Source organism: Halomonas ramblicola, from assembly GCF_030409215.1.
GTDB lineage: Bacteria > Pseudomonadota > Gammaproteobacteria > Pseudomonadales > Halomonadaceae > Halomonas > Halomonas ramblicola.
Genome location: NZ_JAUFPL010000028.1, coordinates 463088 through 476997 on the forward strand (window position 1 = coordinate 463088; position 13910 = coordinate 476997).

The following is a 13910-nucleotide window of genomic DNA, read 5'->3' on the forward strand; positions in this document are numbered from 1 at the left end:
CTACTTCTAGCAAGAGGCAATATCCATGTCCGATTTCATCCTTAACGCCAGCGTTCGCAACGACCTGGGGAAAGGTGCGAGCCGCCGCCTGCGTCGTGCGAACGAGCAGGTGCCGGCCATCGTCTACGGCGGTGAGCAGGCCCCGCAGCCGATCGCCGTCGAGAAATCCGCCTTCTACAAGGCGATCGAGGAGGAGGCCTTCTTCTCTTCCGTGATCAACCTGGTCATCGACGGCAAGAGCGAGCAGGTGGTGGTGCGTGACCTGCAGCGCCACCCCTACAAGCCGCTGGTCACCCACGCCGACTTCATGCGCGTGGACGCCACCCACGAGATCACCCTCAACGTGCCGCTGCACGTGGTCGGCGAGGAGCAGTGCCCGGGCATCAAGGACCAGGGCGGCGAGCTGCACGTGCTGGCCAACGAGGTCCAGGTCAGCTGCCTGCCCAAGGACCTGCCCGACTACCTCGAGGTGGACATCGCCGCGGTGGAGCTGGGCAGCACCCTGCACCTCTCCGACCTCAAGCTGCCGGCCGGCGTGGCCCTGGTCGAGCTGACCCACGGCGAGGACCATGACCAGGCGGTGCTGAGCATCACCAAGGCCAAGGTTCGCGGTGGCGAAGAAGGCGGCGAGTCCGCCGAGGGCGAAGAAGAAGGCGAGCAGGGCGAGGAGTGATCCTCATCCGCTCCGGGGCCGCGCCAGGCGCGGCCCTCCCGCTGACGATCAAGCGCCCCGGCGCTTGATTTTTTTTGGAGGCGACCCCCATGAGCCAGGTCAGAGCCATCATCGGACTGGGCAATCCCGGCGCCGACTACGAAGCCACCCGCCACAACGCCGGCGCCTGGCTGGTGGAGGCGGTGGCTCGCCACGCCGGCGGCGAGCTGCGCCCCGACAGGAAGTTCCTCGGCCTGCATGCCCGCGTGCAGTTCGAGGGCCACGACCTGCACCTGCTCAATCCCACCACCTTCATGAATCGCAGCGGCGGCGCCGTGGCGGCGCTCTGCCAGTTCTACAAGCTCGCCCCGGAGGAGCTGCTGGTGGCCCACGACGAGCTGGACCTGCCCCCGGGCAATGCCCGCTACAAGACCGGCGGCGGCCATGGCGGCCACAACGGCCTGCGCGACACCATCAGTGCACTCGGCAACGCGCGCGGCTTCCATCGCCTGCGCATCGGCATCGGCCACCCCGGCGACTCGCGCCAGGTGACGCCCTACGTGCTGGGGCGCCCCGGCAAGGCCGAGCACACCGCCATCGAGGCCGCCATCGACGAGTGTCTGGCTACCCTGCCCGATGCCCTCGACGGCCAGTGGGCCCGGGCCATGAATCGGCTGCACAGCTTCAAGCCATAAGAGGGAAGAGGAAAGGGGGAAGAAGGAAGAGAATACCGACGTCTCGCCGAGCGCAGGTGTTTCTTCCAGGCGCGCAGCGCCGCTCTTCCTTCTTCCCTCTTCTGGCTCGCGCCGAAGGCGTCCCGTAGAATACTCGCCACTTTCCAATCGCGAACACGCTTTCCAGGACGATCCCATGGGTTTCAACTGCGGTATCGTCGGCCTGCCCAACGTCGGCAAGTCGACCCTCTTCAATGCGCTGACCAAGTCCGGCATCGACGCCGAGAACTTCCCCTTCTGCACCATCGAGCCCAACGTGGGCATCGTGCCGATGCCCGACCCGCGCCTCGATGCCCTGGCCGAGATCGTCAAGCCCGAGAAGGTGGTGCCCACCACCATGGAGTTCGTCGACATCGCCGGCCTGGTGGCGGGAGCCTCCAAGGGCGAGGGACTGGGCAACCAGTTCCTCGCCAACATCCGCGAGACCCAGGCCATCGCCCACGTGGTGCGCTGCTTCGACAACGACAACGTCATCCACGTGGCCAACCAGATCGACCCGCGCACCGACATCGAGACCATCAACCTGGAGCTGGCCCTGGCCGACCTGGATACCGTGGAGCGCGCCATCCAGCGTCTCACCCGGGTGGTCAAGAGCGGCGACAAGGAGGCCATCGCCACCAAGGCGATCCTCGACCGCATCCAGCCGCACCTCGCCGAGGGCCAGCCACTGCGCAGCTTCGGCCTCGACGACGACGAGAAGCAGCGGCTCAAGAGCTTCGGCTTCCTGACGCTGAAGCCCACCATGTACATCGCCAACGTCAACGAGGACGGCTTCACGGATAATCCCTACCTGGAAGTGGTCCACGAGATCGCCGCCGAGGAGGATGCCGTGGTGGTGCCGGTGTGCAACCAGATCGAGGCCGAGATCGCCGAGCTGGACGATGAGGAACGCGCCATGTTCCTCGACGAGATGGGCATGGAGGAGCCGGGGCTCGACCGGGTGATCCGCGCCGGCTATGCGCTGCTCGGACTGCAGACCTACTTCACCGCCGGGGTGAAGGAGGTGCGCGCCTGGACGGTCAGGGTGGGCGCCACCGCCCCCGAGGCCGCCGGGGTGATCCACACCGACTTCCAGAAGGGCTTTATCCGCGCGGAAGTCATCGCCTACGATGACTTCGTGACCCTGGGCGGCGAGCAGGGCGCCAAGGACGCCGGCAAGTGGCGCCTGGAGGGCAAGGAGTACGTGGTACAGGATGGCGACGTCATCCACTTCCGCTTCAACGTCTGAGCCCCGCCCCTGGCGACGACGCGCCCCCGGCATCCCGGGGGCGCGTTGCGTTGAGCCGGCGTGACCGGCCGCCCCCTTGCCGGACACACACGGCACGCCGCAGGTGTCACAATGGGAATATGACCCGCCCGGACGACGAGGAGAGACGCCATGCGCAGGAAGATCGAGAAGCCCGACACCGAGTGGCGCACCCAACTCACCCCCGAGCAGTATCGGGTGACCCGCGAGAAGGGCACCGAGCCCCCCTTCAGCGGCGACTGCACGGTCACCGAGGAGCACGGCATCTACCACTGCGTCTGCTGCCATGCCCCGCTGTTCGAGAACGAGCACAAGTTCGAGGCCGGCTGTGGCTGGCCGAGCTTCGACCGCCCGCTGACGCCGGGCTGCGTGGAGGACCATCTCGACACCTCCCACGGCATGCGCCGCACCGAGGTGACCTGCGCGCGCTGCAACGCCCACCTGGGCCACGTCTTCCCGGACGGCCCGGCCGAGACCACCGGCCTGCGCTACTGCATCAACTCGGTGGCCCTGGAGTTCCACGCCGGGGAATAGCCTTCCTGCCATCCTGCCGCGGCCGCGCATCTGCTAAGATGGGCGGCCGTTTCGATTGTCAGGCAGGAGAGGCCCCATGCTCGGCTGGTACCCGGGACACATGCACAAGGCGCGGCGCCAGATCACCGAGGCGCTGCCCGAGATCGACGTGGTGATCGAGGTGCTCGACGCGCGCCTGCCCTACTCCAGCGCCAACCCCATGCTCGCCGAGCTGACCCGCCACAAGCCGGTGCTCGAGGTGCTGTCGCGCGCCGACCTCGCCGACCCCGAGCGCACCCGCGAGTGGGTCGCCCACTTCGACGCCCAGGCCGATACCCGGGCGCTGCCGGTGACCACCACCAACGCCCGGGAACTCAAGCGCATCCCCAGGCTGTGCCACGAGCTGGCGGGGCAGGTGCGCGCCGACCGCGACGTGCGCGTCATGGTCATGGGCATCCCCAACGTCGGCAAGTCGACGCTGATCAACGGCCTGGCCGGCAAGCGCATCGCCAAGACCGGCAACGAGCCGGCGGTGACCAAACGCCAGCAGAAGGTGCGCATCGGCGGCCGGGTGGCGCTGATCGACACCCCCGGGGTGCTGTGGCCCAAGATCGAGGACCAGGCCAGCGCCTACCGCCTGGCGGCCAGTGGTGCCATCCGCGACACCGCCATCGACTACGTGGACGTGGCGGTGGTCACCGCCGCCGAACTGGCGCGCCGCTATCCCGAGGCGCTCCAGGCGCGCTACAAGCTGGGGGCCCTGCCCGCCTATGCGCCGCACCCCGACGCCGACCGGGTCGAGGCCGATGGGCCGGCCCGTCCCGACCTGTTGGCGCTCGCCGGCTTCGACGGCCATACGATCCTCGCCGAGATCGCCGCCCGGCGCGGCGGGCTGCGCCCGGGCGGCGAGGTGGACCTGCATCGCGGCGCCGAGGTGCTGCTCCACGAGCTGCGCGACGGCAAGCTCGGCCGCCTGACCCTGGAGACCCCGGCGGACATCCCCGCGGAGCCTGCGGCCGAACCGGCCCCCGACGAGGATGGTACCCCGCCCGGCCAGCCCGCATAATCACCCCTCGCCCCTGCCGACCCCGGACGACACTGGACACCCGACGCCATGGACACGACACCGCTTCGCAAATCCCACAAGCTCGACAACGTCTGCTATGACATCCGCGGCCCGGTCCTCGATCACGCCAAGCGCCTGGAAGAGGAAGGCCAGCGCATCCTCAAGCTCAACATCGGCAACCCCGCCCCCTTCGGCTTCGAGGCCCCCGAGGAGATCCTCCAGGACGTGATGCGCAACCTGCCCACCGCCCAGGGCTACTGCGACTCCAAGGGGCTCTACTCGGCGCGCAAGGCGATCATGCAGGAGTGCCAGCGCAAGAATATACCCAACGTCGGCATCGAGGACATCTATATCGGCAATGGCGTCTCCGAGTTGATCGTGATGGCCATGCAGGCGCTGCTCAACGACGGCGACGAGGTGCTGATCCCGGCCCCCGACTACCCGCTGTGGACCGCCGCGGCCAACCTCTCCGGCGGCCACTCCGTGCACTACCTGTGCGACGAGCAGGCCGACTGGGCGCCGGACCTGGACGACATCCGCGCCAAGATCACCGGCCACACCCGCGCCCTGGTGATCATCAACCCCAACAACCCCACCGGCGCCGTCTATCCGCCGGAGGTGCTGCGCGAGCTGCTGGAGATCGCCCGCCAGCACGACCTGGTGGTGTTCTCCGACGAGATCTACGACAAGATCCTCTACGACGACGTCGAGCACGTCTCCACCGGCGCCCTGGCCGGCGACGACCAGTTGGTGGTGACCATGAACGGGCTGTCCAAGAGCTACCGCTGCGCCGGCTTCCGCTCCGGCTGGATGATCCTCTCCGGCGACCTGGCCAAGCAGCACGCCGCGGACTTCATCCAGGGCCTGACCATGCTCGCCTCCATGCGCCTGTGCGCCAACGTGCCGGCCCAGCACGCCATCCAGACGGCACTCGGCGGCTACCAGTCGATCAACGACCTGATCCTGCCCGGCGGACGCCTGCTGGCCCAGCGCGACATCACCTTCGACAAGCTCAACGCCATCCCCGGCGTCTCCTGCGTCAGACCCCGGGGGGCGCTCTACGCCTTCCCGCGACTCGACCCCCGGGTGTTCAACATCCGCGACGACCAGCAACTGGTCCTCGACCTGCTGCTGCAGGAGAAGATCCTGCTGGTGCAGGGCACCGCCTTCAACTGGCCGGACCCCGACCACGTGCGCATCGTCACCCTGCCCTGGGCCGAGCAACTGGGCGACGCCCTGGACCGCTTCGCGCGCTTCCTGTCGCGCTATCGCCAGTAGCGGCAACGCCCTCGCACGCATATTGAAACCCGCGGGGCAAGGCCGTATCTAAGCAACAGCTTGTGAACGCCGTGCCCCGGCACGGCCCCCCTTCGACGACAACGGAGATCCGTTCCATGATGCGAATCCTGCTCTTCCTGGGCACCAACCTGGCGGTGCTGCTGGTGGCCAGCATCACCCTGCGCCTGCTGGGGCTGGAGGGCTACCTCACCGAGCAGGGCATGAACTTCAACGCCCTGCTGATCTTCTGCTTCATCTTCGGCATGGCCGGCTCGCTGATCTCGCTGTTCATCTCCAAGTGGATGGCCAAGCGCGCCACCGGCACGGTGATCATCGAGTCACCCTCCAACGCCACCGAGCAGTGGTTGCTCGATACCGTGGCGGAGCTGGCCCGCGACGCCGGCATCAAGACCCCCGAGGTGGGCATCTTCCCGGCCCAGCAGTCCAACGCCTTCGCCACCGGCTGGAACAAGGACGACGCCCTGGTGGCGGTCTCCGCCGGCCTGCTCAACCGCATGCGCCCCGAGGAGGTGCGCGCGGTGCTGGCCCACGAGATCGGCCACGTGGCCAACGGCGACATGGTCACCCTGGCGCTGATCCAGGGCGTGGTGAACACCTTCGTGATGTTCTTCGCCCGGGTGGTGGCGCACCTGGTCGATCAGTTCCTGCGCGCGCGCAGCGACGGCGAGGGGGGCCTGGGCTTCATGGGCTACTTCGCGGTGGTGATCGTCGCCGAGATCGTCTTCGGCATCATCGCCTCGGCCATCGTCGCCTGGTTCTCGCGCTTCCGCGAGTACCGGGCCGACGCCGCGGGGGCGAAGCTGGCCGGCTCCGGCGCCATGATCAACGCCCTGGCCCGGCTCAAGGCGGAGACCGAGATGCCCGACCAGATGCCGGACACCCTGCGGGCCATGGCCATCACCAAGGGCCAGACGGCCTCGCTGCTGGAGCGACTCTTCGCCAGCCACCCCCCCCTGGATGACCGCATCCGCGCGCTGAAGGAAGCCGCCTATCGGCAGTAGCTGCGGGCCAATCGGCCTGCTTCGCCCGGACCAGAACGCCACCGCCCCTCGGGGCGGTGGCGTTCGTTCTGGCTCGTGCTCGTGGCTCAATGCGACGATGGGCGAAAACCGGCCCCTTCGAGCAGGGTGGCCACATCAGGATCTCCCTCGGCCATGCCCACCTCCAGGGTCGCCAGCTCGCGACGCAGCGGGTAGCTCGCCCGGCAGGCATCGAAGCCCCGGGTCATGCCCCGGCGGCGGCACTCGCGCCGCAGGGCATCGTGGTCGCGACGCACGTCGTAGACCGCCCGCAGACACACCCGCAGCGCCGCCTCGGGGTCTAGCCCCTCGCCGAGCTCGAGGCGGCGCAGCGGCGGTGGCGGCAGCAGGTCGCCGAGGGCGATGCGCACCGGCAGCCCGAACCGGTGTGCCAGGGCCCGATAGACCTGATGGGTGCCACGCAGCTTGCCATCCAGGCTATGCCCGGCGATGTGGGGCGTGGCGATCGCCGTCAGGTCACATAGTGCGGCATCGATGGCCGGCTCCGCCTCCCAGACGTCGAGCACCGCGGTGAGGTCCCCCTCCCCCGCCAGCCGGGCGCGCAGCGCCTGGCCGTCCACACAGTCGCCGCGCCCGGCGTTGAGCAGCAGGGTGCCGGGCGCCAGGGCGGCGATACGCTCGGCGTCCAGCAGATGATGGGTGGCGTGCGGCCCCTCGCGCACCAGGGGGGTATGCAGGCAGAGCACGTCGCAGGCCCCGATCAGCGTCTCGAGGTCGACGAAGCCGTCCTCGCGCTCCGCGCGGGGGGGATCGCAGGCCAGGCAGTCGATGCCCATGGCTTTGAGGCGCGCCTGCAGCCGCCCCCCCACGTTGCCGGCGCCGACGATGCCCACCCGGCGCTCGGCGAGCCACCAGCCCTGGCGCTCGGCCAGGGTCGCGAGGCACACCAGCACATAGTCCACCACCGCCTCGGCGTTGCAGCCGGGGGCGCTGGCGAAGGCGATGCCGCGCTCGGCCAGGGCGTCGCGGTCGACGTGGTCGGTACCGATGGTGCAGGTGCCCACGAAGCACAGGCGGTCGGCCCTGGCCAGCAGGGCCGCGTCGACCCGGGTCACCGAGCGCACCACCAGGGCATCGACGCCGCGCAGCGCGGCGGCATCGATCTCCCGGCCGGGCAGGCGCACCACCTCGCCCAGCGGGCCGAAGCAGGTCTCGGCGGCGGGTACGTTGGCGTCGACGAGGATTCGCATGGCGTCTTCTCCTGACTCCCTGGATGGCACGACTTGTTAGGACGGCACGAGGCCTTACAATACCCTAGCCAAATGATACATGAGTGCTGCCAGGCGGCAGCGCCAACGCTTCGGGAGTCACCGTGATCGTTCGCTGGGAAACCGACCATGACTACGTCCTGGTGCATATCCATCAAGACATGTTCGGCGACTGGATCTTCAGTCGCGCCTGGGGACAGATCGGCACCCAGTTCGGCGGCCTCAAGCATCGGCTCGCCGACGACCACGACCAGGCGAGGATGTGGCTCGCCGACGAGACCACCATCCAGGCCTCCCGGGGCTTCCGCAAGGTGCTCGAGGTGGAGGACCACAGCCCCGAGGGGCGCGAGGCGGTCAGCCAGCTATCGCTGCTCGAGCCGTAAGCTGGAAGCTGGCATGGTGCCACCAGCCCTGACGTCAAGGGTTTTTCTTCCAGCTTCAAGCTTAAGCCCGCGAAGCGGGCGATCTTCCAGCTCCCGGCGAAGCCGGGCTATCCCAGATAGCGCCGCCCCCCCCTGAACGATGCGTCCTTGACCTCGCGAGGCTCGTCCTCCCCCGCCAACCGGCGCTGCAGCGCCTGCCAGGCCGTCTCGTCGAGCCAGCCCCGCTCCCCCAGCCACTCGGCCAGGCGCTCCGCCTCGAAGCCACGCTCCAGCTCCTCGCCCCGCGCGTCCGCCAACACCGGGATGCGCATCCCGTAGCGCGCCATCAGGGCGTCCTCCTCGCTGATCTCGACCCGTTCCAGGCGGTACTCGGGGGCGCACAGCATCGCCAGCAGCCCCTCCAGTTCGGTGCAGAGATGGCAGCCCAGCGTGGTATAGAGCGTGAGCCGGATCATGCGTCCTCCCGGTGGCGAATCAGGAACACATGGTGCAGGTCGGGGTTCCTGTTGAAATCCGGGTCGAAGGTGCGCGACGAGATATCCTCGACCGCATACTGCTCGGCCAGGTCGGCATCCAGCCGGAAGCGCCGCTGGTTGTTGGAGAACACCAGGGTGCCAGCGGGGGCCAGGCGCGCCATGGCCAGGCGCACCAGGCGGCCATGGTCGCGCTGGACGTCCAGGGTGGCGTCCATCTTCTTGGAGTTGGAGAAGGTGGGCGGGTCCAAGAAGATCAGGTCGAACTCGGCCCGGGCGGTCTCCAGCCAGCGCAGGCAGTCGTCGCGCACCACCCGGTGGCGGCCCGGGTCGAGCCGGTTGAGGGCGAAATTGTCCCGCGCCCACTCCAGGTAGGTATTGGAGAGATCCACGCTGACGCTCTCGCTGGCCCCGCCGATATCGCCGCTGCCCAGGGCTGCCTGCACGGTGGCGGCGCCCGTGTAACAGAAGAGGTTGAGGAAGCGCTTGCCGGCGGCCATCTCGCCGAGCATCCGCCGCACCGGCCGGTGGTCCAGGAAGAGGCCGGTGTCCAGGTAGTCACGCAGGTTGACCCACAGCCTGGCCCGCCCCTCGCGCACCTCGAAGCGCTCGCCGCTGGCCGCCTGCTTCTGGTACTGGGCGCGGCCGGCCTGGCGCTGGCGGCGCTTGATCACCACGCTGCCGGGGTCCACCCCGAGCGTTTCGGGAATCACCGCCAGCGCCTCGAACAGCCGCTTCTGGGCCTGGGCGGGGTCCACCGACTTCGGCGCGGCATACTCCTGGACATGCACCCGGCTGCCATAGACGTCGATGGCCAGGGCGTACTCCGGCATGTCGGCGTCGTAGAGCCGATAGCAGCTCTCGCCGCTCTTCTTCAGCCACTTCTTCAAGCGACGGCGGTTCTTGGCCAGGCGGTTGGCGAACATCCGGGCCCCTTCGGAGCGCCTCGCCCCCTCGCCCGCCACGGCTTGCTCTTCGCCCTCGGGTACCGCCATCAGCAGCAGCTTGGCCTCCAGCGGACCGTTGCGCAGCGCATACTGCTTGTGGGCACGCAGCCGGATGCGGTGCCCCAGGTCGGGGTTGGCGGTGAACACCGCCAGCCGGAAGCCGGGAAAGGCGGCGCGCACGCGCTCGCCCAGGGTGGTGTAGAGCCCGACCAGCTCGGGCAGTTCACCGAGCCGCTCGCCGTAGGGCGGATTGGTGATCACCAGGCCGGGAGCGTCCGGCAGTCCCCCGGGGCGGACCAGCTCGGCGAGCCCGCCACCGTGCAGCTCGACCAGCGCCGGGACGCCGGCACGCATGGCGTTGGCCTTGGCCGCCGATAGCGCCGCCGGACTCTGGTCGAAGCCGTATAGCCGCGATCGGCAGCGCTTGCGTCCGATGCTGGCCCGGGCCTCGGCCTCGCGCCTGAGTTCCCGCCACGACCCCTCGTCGTGGCCGGCCCAGCCGTGGAACCCGAAGCGTCGGCGTGCCAGGCCCGGGGCCAGGTCGGCGGCCATCATCGCCGCCTCGATCAGCAGGGTGCCGGCACCGCACAGCGGGTCCACCAGGGGAGCGCCCTGCCGCGCCATCTCCGGCCAGCCGGCGCGCACCAGCAGCGCCGCCGCCAGGTTCTCCTTGAGGGGGGCATGGCCCAGGTCGCGTCGGTAGCCACGACGGTGCAGACTTTCCCCGGCGAGATCGATTCCCAGCACCAGCCGGCCGCGATGCAGGCTGGCATAGAGGCGCAGGTCGGGACGTTCCAGGTCCACCGTGGGACGGGCCCGGCCCCCGGCCTGCAGGCGGTCGACCACGCCATCCTTGACGGTCTGGGCGCCGAAGCGGGTGTGGCGGATCGCCTCGCTGCGACCATGGAAATCCACCGCCAGGGTGGTGCCGGGCGCCAGGTGCGCCTCCCAGGGTACCCCGGCCACGCCGTCGCGCAGCTGCTCGGGGGTCTCGATGCCCTCCGCGCGGGCCAGGCAGAGCACCACCCGGTTGGCGAGCCGCGACCAGAGGCAGAGCCGATAGGCGGTGGACAGATCGGCATGGGCGTTCACCCCACCCACGGTGGTCTTGCCCGGCTCCGCGCCGAGGGCCGCCAGCTCCTCGGCGAGCAGCTGTTCGAGCCCCCGGGGGCAGATGACCAGGAGGTCCAGGGGACGGGCGTTCGTTGAGGGATTCATCTGGGCAATACCGCAAGGCAGTTCATGGATGGCCGCCATGACAGGCGGGTGTACGGGTTGTTACAAATCGCCGGTCGACAATCCGCAACGGGATGGGCTATCAATAAGACAGTAGCTACTGCACGACGCATGCGTTCCTGTCACCGGGCCCCGCCCGGGGCACGTTATGGCTCGGCCCTGTTCTGGGGTCCGGGTCTGTCAGATACCTTATCAAGAGGTAGTCCAATGAAACGACAGAAACGTGATCGCTTCCAGCGTGCCTATATTCATGGCTACAAGGCAGGTGTATCAGGTCGCTCCCGCGATGATTGCCCCAGTCAGGACATCAATCTTCGCGAATACTGGATGAGCGGTTGGCGTGAAGGTCGTGGGGATCATTGGGCCGGCATGACGGGTGTCTCCGGCATCCACAAGAACCCCATGGTGATGTGAACCCCTCCCCCTTACTTCTTTATGGTTCACACCCCGATCAAGCCCGTGGCGAGTCCACGGGCTTTTTGCGTCATGCCCCCACCGTCCGCGCCCGCAGTGCCCGGGCACACTCCCCCACCAGCGCCGGTCCGCGGTAGATGAAGCCCGAATAGAGCTGCACCAGGTCGGCACCGGCGTCCCGCTTGGCCACCGCCGCCTCGCCGCCATCGATACCGCCCACCCCGATGATCGGCATCTCGGGCAGCCGGCGCCGCAGCTCGCGGATCACCGTGTTGGAGGCCTCGAACACCGGCCGCCCCGACAGCCCGCCGGCCTCCTCGGCGTGAGGCAGCCCCGCCACCCCCTGCCGCGAGACGGTGGTATTGGTGGCGATCACCGCATTGATGGCGTTGGCAGAGAGCGCCCTGGCCACCAGGCCCACCTCCTCGGCCGCCATGTCCGGGGCGATCTTCACCGCCAGGGGGACGCGGCGCCCGCTGGCACGGTCGAGCCGCGAGCCGGCCTCGCGCAGCGCGCCCAGCAGGGTGTCGAGGTGCTCGCCGAACTGCAGGTCGCGCAGTCCCGGGGTATTGGGCGACGAGAGGTTCACCGTGACGTAGTGGGCATGGGCGTGCACCTTCTCCAGGCACGCCAGGTAATCATCCACGGCCTTCTCCACCGGGGTGGTGAGGTTCTTGCCGATGTTGATGCCGATCACCCCGTCGTAGCGACTCGCCCTGACCCGGGCCACCAGGTGGTCGACCCCGGCGTTGTTGAAACCCATGCGGTTGATGATCGCCCCCGCCTCGGGCAGTCGAAACAACCGCGGCCGCGGATTGCCCGGCTGGGGCAGCGGCGTCACGGTGCCCACCTCCACGAAGCCGAATCCCAGGGCGCCGAGGGCATCCAGGTGATCGGCGTTCTTGTCGAGCCCGGCGGCCAGGCCCACGCGGTTGGGGAACCGCAGCCCCATCAGCTCCAAGGGATCCGCCACGCGCGCGCCGCCGAGCCGTGCCGCCAGGCCCAGGCGTCCCGCCAGGTCGAGGCCACGCAGCGCCACGCCGTGGGCGGTCTCGGCATCCAGGCGGAAGAGCAGCGAACGGGCGAGGGAATACATGGCGACTCCGGGCGTCGTGGGTGGGGGGCGGGCGGCCGAGAGTATAGCAGCGTCGCCGCGTCGAGACGACGGCGCTTCCGGGCGGATGGCGGGTCCCGTTTTGTGATCTACTGGGGACTGCATTCGACGATCGCGCCGCCGTATGAGCCGCGCCGCCGACGCCAGGGAGACGCGCATGGCCGATACCACCGAGACCCTCGAGGACCGCCTGTCGAGGATTCACCGGGCACTGGAGGAGGAGCGGCTCGACGACGTCGATGCCGTCCTCGCCGACCTGGAGCCCGCCGAGGTCGCCCTGATGCTGGAGTCGCTGCCGCCGGCGGCGCGTATCCGCCTGTGGCAGCGGGTACCCGGCGAGGTGGACGGCGAGGTGCTGCTGCACGTCCACGACGAGGTGCGCAGCACCCTGCTCGACGACATGGACCATGCGGAGATCACGGCCGCCGCCGCCGCCCTGGACACCACGGACCTCGCCGAGATCTTCGAGGACCTCCCGCAGCAGGTCGCCGAGGACATGCTGCGCTCCATGGACGCCCTGCAGCGCGAGCGCCTGGAGGAGACCCTCTCCTTCGAGGAGGACAGCGCCGGGCGCCTGATGCGCACCGATACCATCGCCGTACGCAGCGATGTCAGCCTGGAGACGGTCTGCCGCTTCCTGCGCTGGAGGGAGGCCGTGCCCGACAACACCCATCTGTTGATGGTGGTGGACCGTGACGGCCGCTTCCAGGGCACCCTCTCCCTGGCGCGCCTGATCAGCCAGTCGCCGGAGATGGCGGTGGCCGACCTGATGGACCGCGAGGTGGACAGCATCCAGGTGACCATGAAGTCCCGCGACGTGGCCACCCTCTTCCAGACCCACGACCTGGTCTCGGCGCCGGTGGTCGACGAAGCGGGGTTGCTGCTGGGGCGCATCGTCATCGACGACATCGTCGACGTCATCCGCGAGGATTCCGAACAGGCGCTGATGAACATGGCCGGCCTGGACGAGGAGGAGGACCTCTTCGCCCCGGTGCTGCCCAGCGCACGGCGTCGGGCGGTGTGGCTGGGCATCAACCTGCTGACCGCCTTCCTGGCGGCCTGGGTGATCGGCCGCTTCGAGGCCGCCCTGGACCAGATCGTGGCCCTGGCGGTACTGATGCCCATCGTCGCCAGCATGGGCGGCATCGCCGGCAGCCAGACCCTGACCCTGGCGATCCGTGGCCTGGCGCTGGGCCAGATCAGCCGCACCAACAGCGCCTGGCTGCTGCGCAAGGAGTTGGGCATCGCCATCCTCAACGGCCTGCTGTGGGCCCTGGTGGTGGCGCTCCTGACCCTGCTGTGGTTCAAGAGCGTGGCCATCGGCGCCATCATCGCCGCCGCCCTGGTGATCAACATGCTCGCCGCGGGCCTCGCCGGCATCGTGGTGCCCCTGATGCTGCGCCGGGCCGGCATCGACCCCGCCCTGTCCGGTTCGGTGATCCTCACTACGGTCACCGATGTGGTGGGCTTCATGGCCTTCCTGGGGCTGGCCACCCTCTTCCTGCTCTAGACAACCTGTCGAACTTGACGCCGATCCGCTGCGACACCCGGCGCCACCGCCTCCCAGGATGCACGAACCCCGCCA

At 69.0% G+C, this 13910-nt stretch carries 14 protein-coding genes; 10 read left to right on the forward strand and 4 right to left on the reverse strand.

Going from position 1 to position 13910, the window contains the following annotated elements; translation table 11 throughout:
• The first annotated feature begins 25 nt into the window (after positions 1–25).
• The 7 genes from QWY80_RS13195 (at position 26) to htpX (ending at position 6511) form a co-directional block, all read left to right on the forward strand.
• A complete protein-coding gene (locus QWY80_RS13195) occupies positions 26–673 on the forward strand; it encodes a 50S ribosomal protein L25/general stress protein Ctc (protein WP_290232237.1) in 648 nt (215 codons plus the stop codon).
• 89 nt (positions 674–762) lie between these two features.
• Entirely contained in the window at positions 763–1347 is a 585-nt protein-coding gene (gene pth / locus QWY80_RS13200) for an aminoacyl-tRNA hydrolase (protein ID WP_290232240.1), read from the forward strand.
• Between the two features lie 175 nt (positions 1348–1522).
• Entirely contained in the window at positions 1523–2614 is a 1092-nt protein-coding gene (gene ychF / locus QWY80_RS13205; protein WP_290232242.1) for a redox-regulated ATPase YchF, read from the forward strand.
• A gap of 150 nt (positions 2615–2764) precedes the next feature.
• The gene (gene msrB / locus QWY80_RS13210) at positions 2765–3166 is read left to right on the forward strand and encodes a peptide-methionine (R)-S-oxide reductase MsrB (protein ID WP_290232244.1); all 402 of its coding nucleotides are present in this window, start codon (positions 2765–2767) and stop codon (positions 3164–3166) included.
• Positions 3167–3242: 76 nt separating this feature from the next.
• On the forward strand, positions 3243–4211 hold the full coding sequence (ylqF, locus tag QWY80_RS13215) for a ribosome biogenesis GTPase YlqF (protein WP_290232247.1): 969 nt from the start codon (positions 3243–3245) through the stop codon (positions 4209–4211).
• 48 nt (positions 4212–4259) lie between these two features.
• The gene (locus QWY80_RS13220) at positions 4260–5489 is read left to right on the forward strand and encodes a pyridoxal phosphate-dependent aminotransferase (protein WP_290232250.1); all 1230 of its coding nucleotides are present in this window, start codon (positions 4260–4262) and stop codon (positions 5487–5489) included.
• Between the two features lie 116 nt (positions 5490–5605).
• Positions 5606–6511 carry a protease HtpX gene (htpX, locus tag QWY80_RS13225; protein WP_290232251.1) on the forward strand — a complete coding sequence of 302 codons (906 nt, stop codon included), beginning with the start codon at positions 5606–5608 and terminating at the stop codon, positions 6509–6511.
• An 86-nt stretch (positions 6512–6597) separates the two neighbouring features.
• On the opposite strand, the gene pdxB is transcribed toward htpX, so the two are convergent.
• Complete coding sequence (pdxB, locus tag QWY80_RS13230) at positions 6598–7740, reverse strand: 4-phosphoerythronate dehydrogenase PdxB (protein ID WP_290232254.1); 1143 nt, start codon at positions 7738–7740, stop codon at positions 6598–6600.
• Positions 7741–7862: 122 nt separating this feature from the next.
• Between pdxB and QWY80_RS13235 the strand changes: the two genes are divergently transcribed.
• Positions 7863–8141 (forward strand): hypothetical protein, encoded by a 279-nt coding sequence (locus tag QWY80_RS13235; RefSeq protein WP_290232256.1) that lies wholly within the window; start codon positions 7863–7865, stop codon positions 8139–8141.
• 107 nt (positions 8142–8248) lie between these two features.
• On the opposite strand, the gene QWY80_RS13240 is transcribed toward QWY80_RS13235, so the two are convergent.
• Both QWY80_RS13240 and rlmKL read right to left on the reverse strand, forming a co-directional pair.
• Positions 8249–8596: a glutaredoxin family protein gene (locus QWY80_RS13240; RefSeq protein WP_290232258.1), complete on the reverse strand. Its 348-nt coding sequence runs from the start codon at positions 8594–8596 to the stop codon at positions 8249–8251.
• A complete protein-coding gene (gene rlmKL / locus QWY80_RS13245; RefSeq protein ID WP_290232260.1) occupies positions 8593–10779 on the reverse strand; it encodes a bifunctional 23S rRNA (guanine(2069)-N(7))-methyltransferase RlmK/23S rRNA (guanine(2445)-N(2))-methyltransferase RlmL in 2187 nt (728 codons plus the stop codon). Before rlmKL ends, QWY80_RS13240 begins: the two co-directional genes overlap by 4 nt.
• A 225-nt stretch (positions 10780–11004) precedes the next feature.
• Between rlmKL and rmf the strand changes: the two genes are divergently transcribed.
• Complete coding sequence (rmf, locus tag QWY80_RS13250; protein ID WP_290232262.1) at positions 11005–11211, forward strand: ribosome modulation factor; 207 nt, start codon at positions 11005–11007, stop codon at positions 11209–11211.
• 70 nt (positions 11212–11281) lie between these two features.
• Here rmf and QWY80_RS13255 read toward each other — a convergent pair whose 3' ends face one another.
• On the reverse strand, positions 11282–12307 hold the full coding sequence (locus QWY80_RS13255; RefSeq protein ID WP_290232264.1) for a quinone-dependent dihydroorotate dehydrogenase: 1026 nt from the start codon (positions 12305–12307) through the stop codon (positions 11282–11284).
• A 175-nt stretch (positions 12308–12482) separates the two neighbouring features.
• On the opposite strand from QWY80_RS13255, the gene mgtE reads away from it, so the two are divergent.
• The gene (mgtE, locus tag QWY80_RS13260; protein WP_290232266.1) at positions 12483–13835 is read left to right on the forward strand and encodes a magnesium transporter; all 1353 of its coding nucleotides are present in this window, start codon (positions 12483–12485) and stop codon (positions 13833–13835) included.
• Positions 13836–13910: the final 75 nt, after the last annotated feature.

Bases quoted from the DNA above. Each gene is read 5' to 3' on its own strand.
- mgtE (WP_290232266.1), top strand. From the start codon at position 12,483: ATGGCCGATACCACCGAGACCCTCGAGGACCGCCTGTCGAGGATTCAC.
- ychF (WP_290232242.1), top strand. From the start codon at position 1,523: ATGGGTTTCAACTGCGGTATCGTCGGCCTGCCCAACGTCGGCAAGTCG.
- htpX (WP_290232251.1), top strand. From the start codon at position 5,606: ATGATGCGAATCCTGCTCTTCCTGGGCACCAACCTGGCGGTGCTGCTG.
- pth (WP_290232240.1), top strand. From the start codon at position 763: ATGAGCCAGGTCAGAGCCATCATCGGACTGGGCAATCCCGGCGCCGAC.
- QWY80_RS13255 (WP_290232264.1), bottom strand. From the start codon at position 12,307: ATGTATTCCCTCGCCCGTTCGCTGCTCTTCCGCCTGGATGCCGAGACC.
- QWY80_RS13220 (WP_290232250.1), top strand. From the start codon at position 4,260: ATGGACACGACACCGCTTCGCAAATCCCACAAGCTCGACAACGTCTGC.
- ylqF (WP_290232247.1), top strand. From the start codon at position 3,243: ATGCTCGGCTGGTACCCGGGACACATGCACAAGGCGCGGCGCCAGATC.
- msrB (WP_290232244.1), top strand. From the start codon at position 2,765: ATGCGCAGGAAGATCGAGAAGCCCGACACCGAGTGGCGCACCCAACTC.
- QWY80_RS13195 (WP_290232237.1), top strand. From the start codon at position 26: ATGTCCGATTTCATCCTTAACGCCAGCGTTCGCAACGACCTGGGGAAA.
- rmf (WP_290232262.1), top strand. From the start codon at position 11,005: ATGAAACGACAGAAACGTGATCGCTTCCAGCGTGCCTATATTCATGGC.
- pdxB (WP_290232254.1), bottom strand. From the start codon at position 7,740: ATGCGAATCCTCGTCGACGCCAACGTACCCGCCGCCGAGACCTGCTTC.
- QWY80_RS13240 (WP_290232258.1), bottom strand. From the start codon at position 8,596: ATGATCCGGCTCACGCTCTATACCACGCTGGGCTGCCATCTCTGCACC.
- rlmKL (WP_290232260.1), bottom strand. From the start codon at position 10,779: ATGAATCCCTCAACGAACGCCCGTCCCCTGGACCTCCTGGTCATCTGC.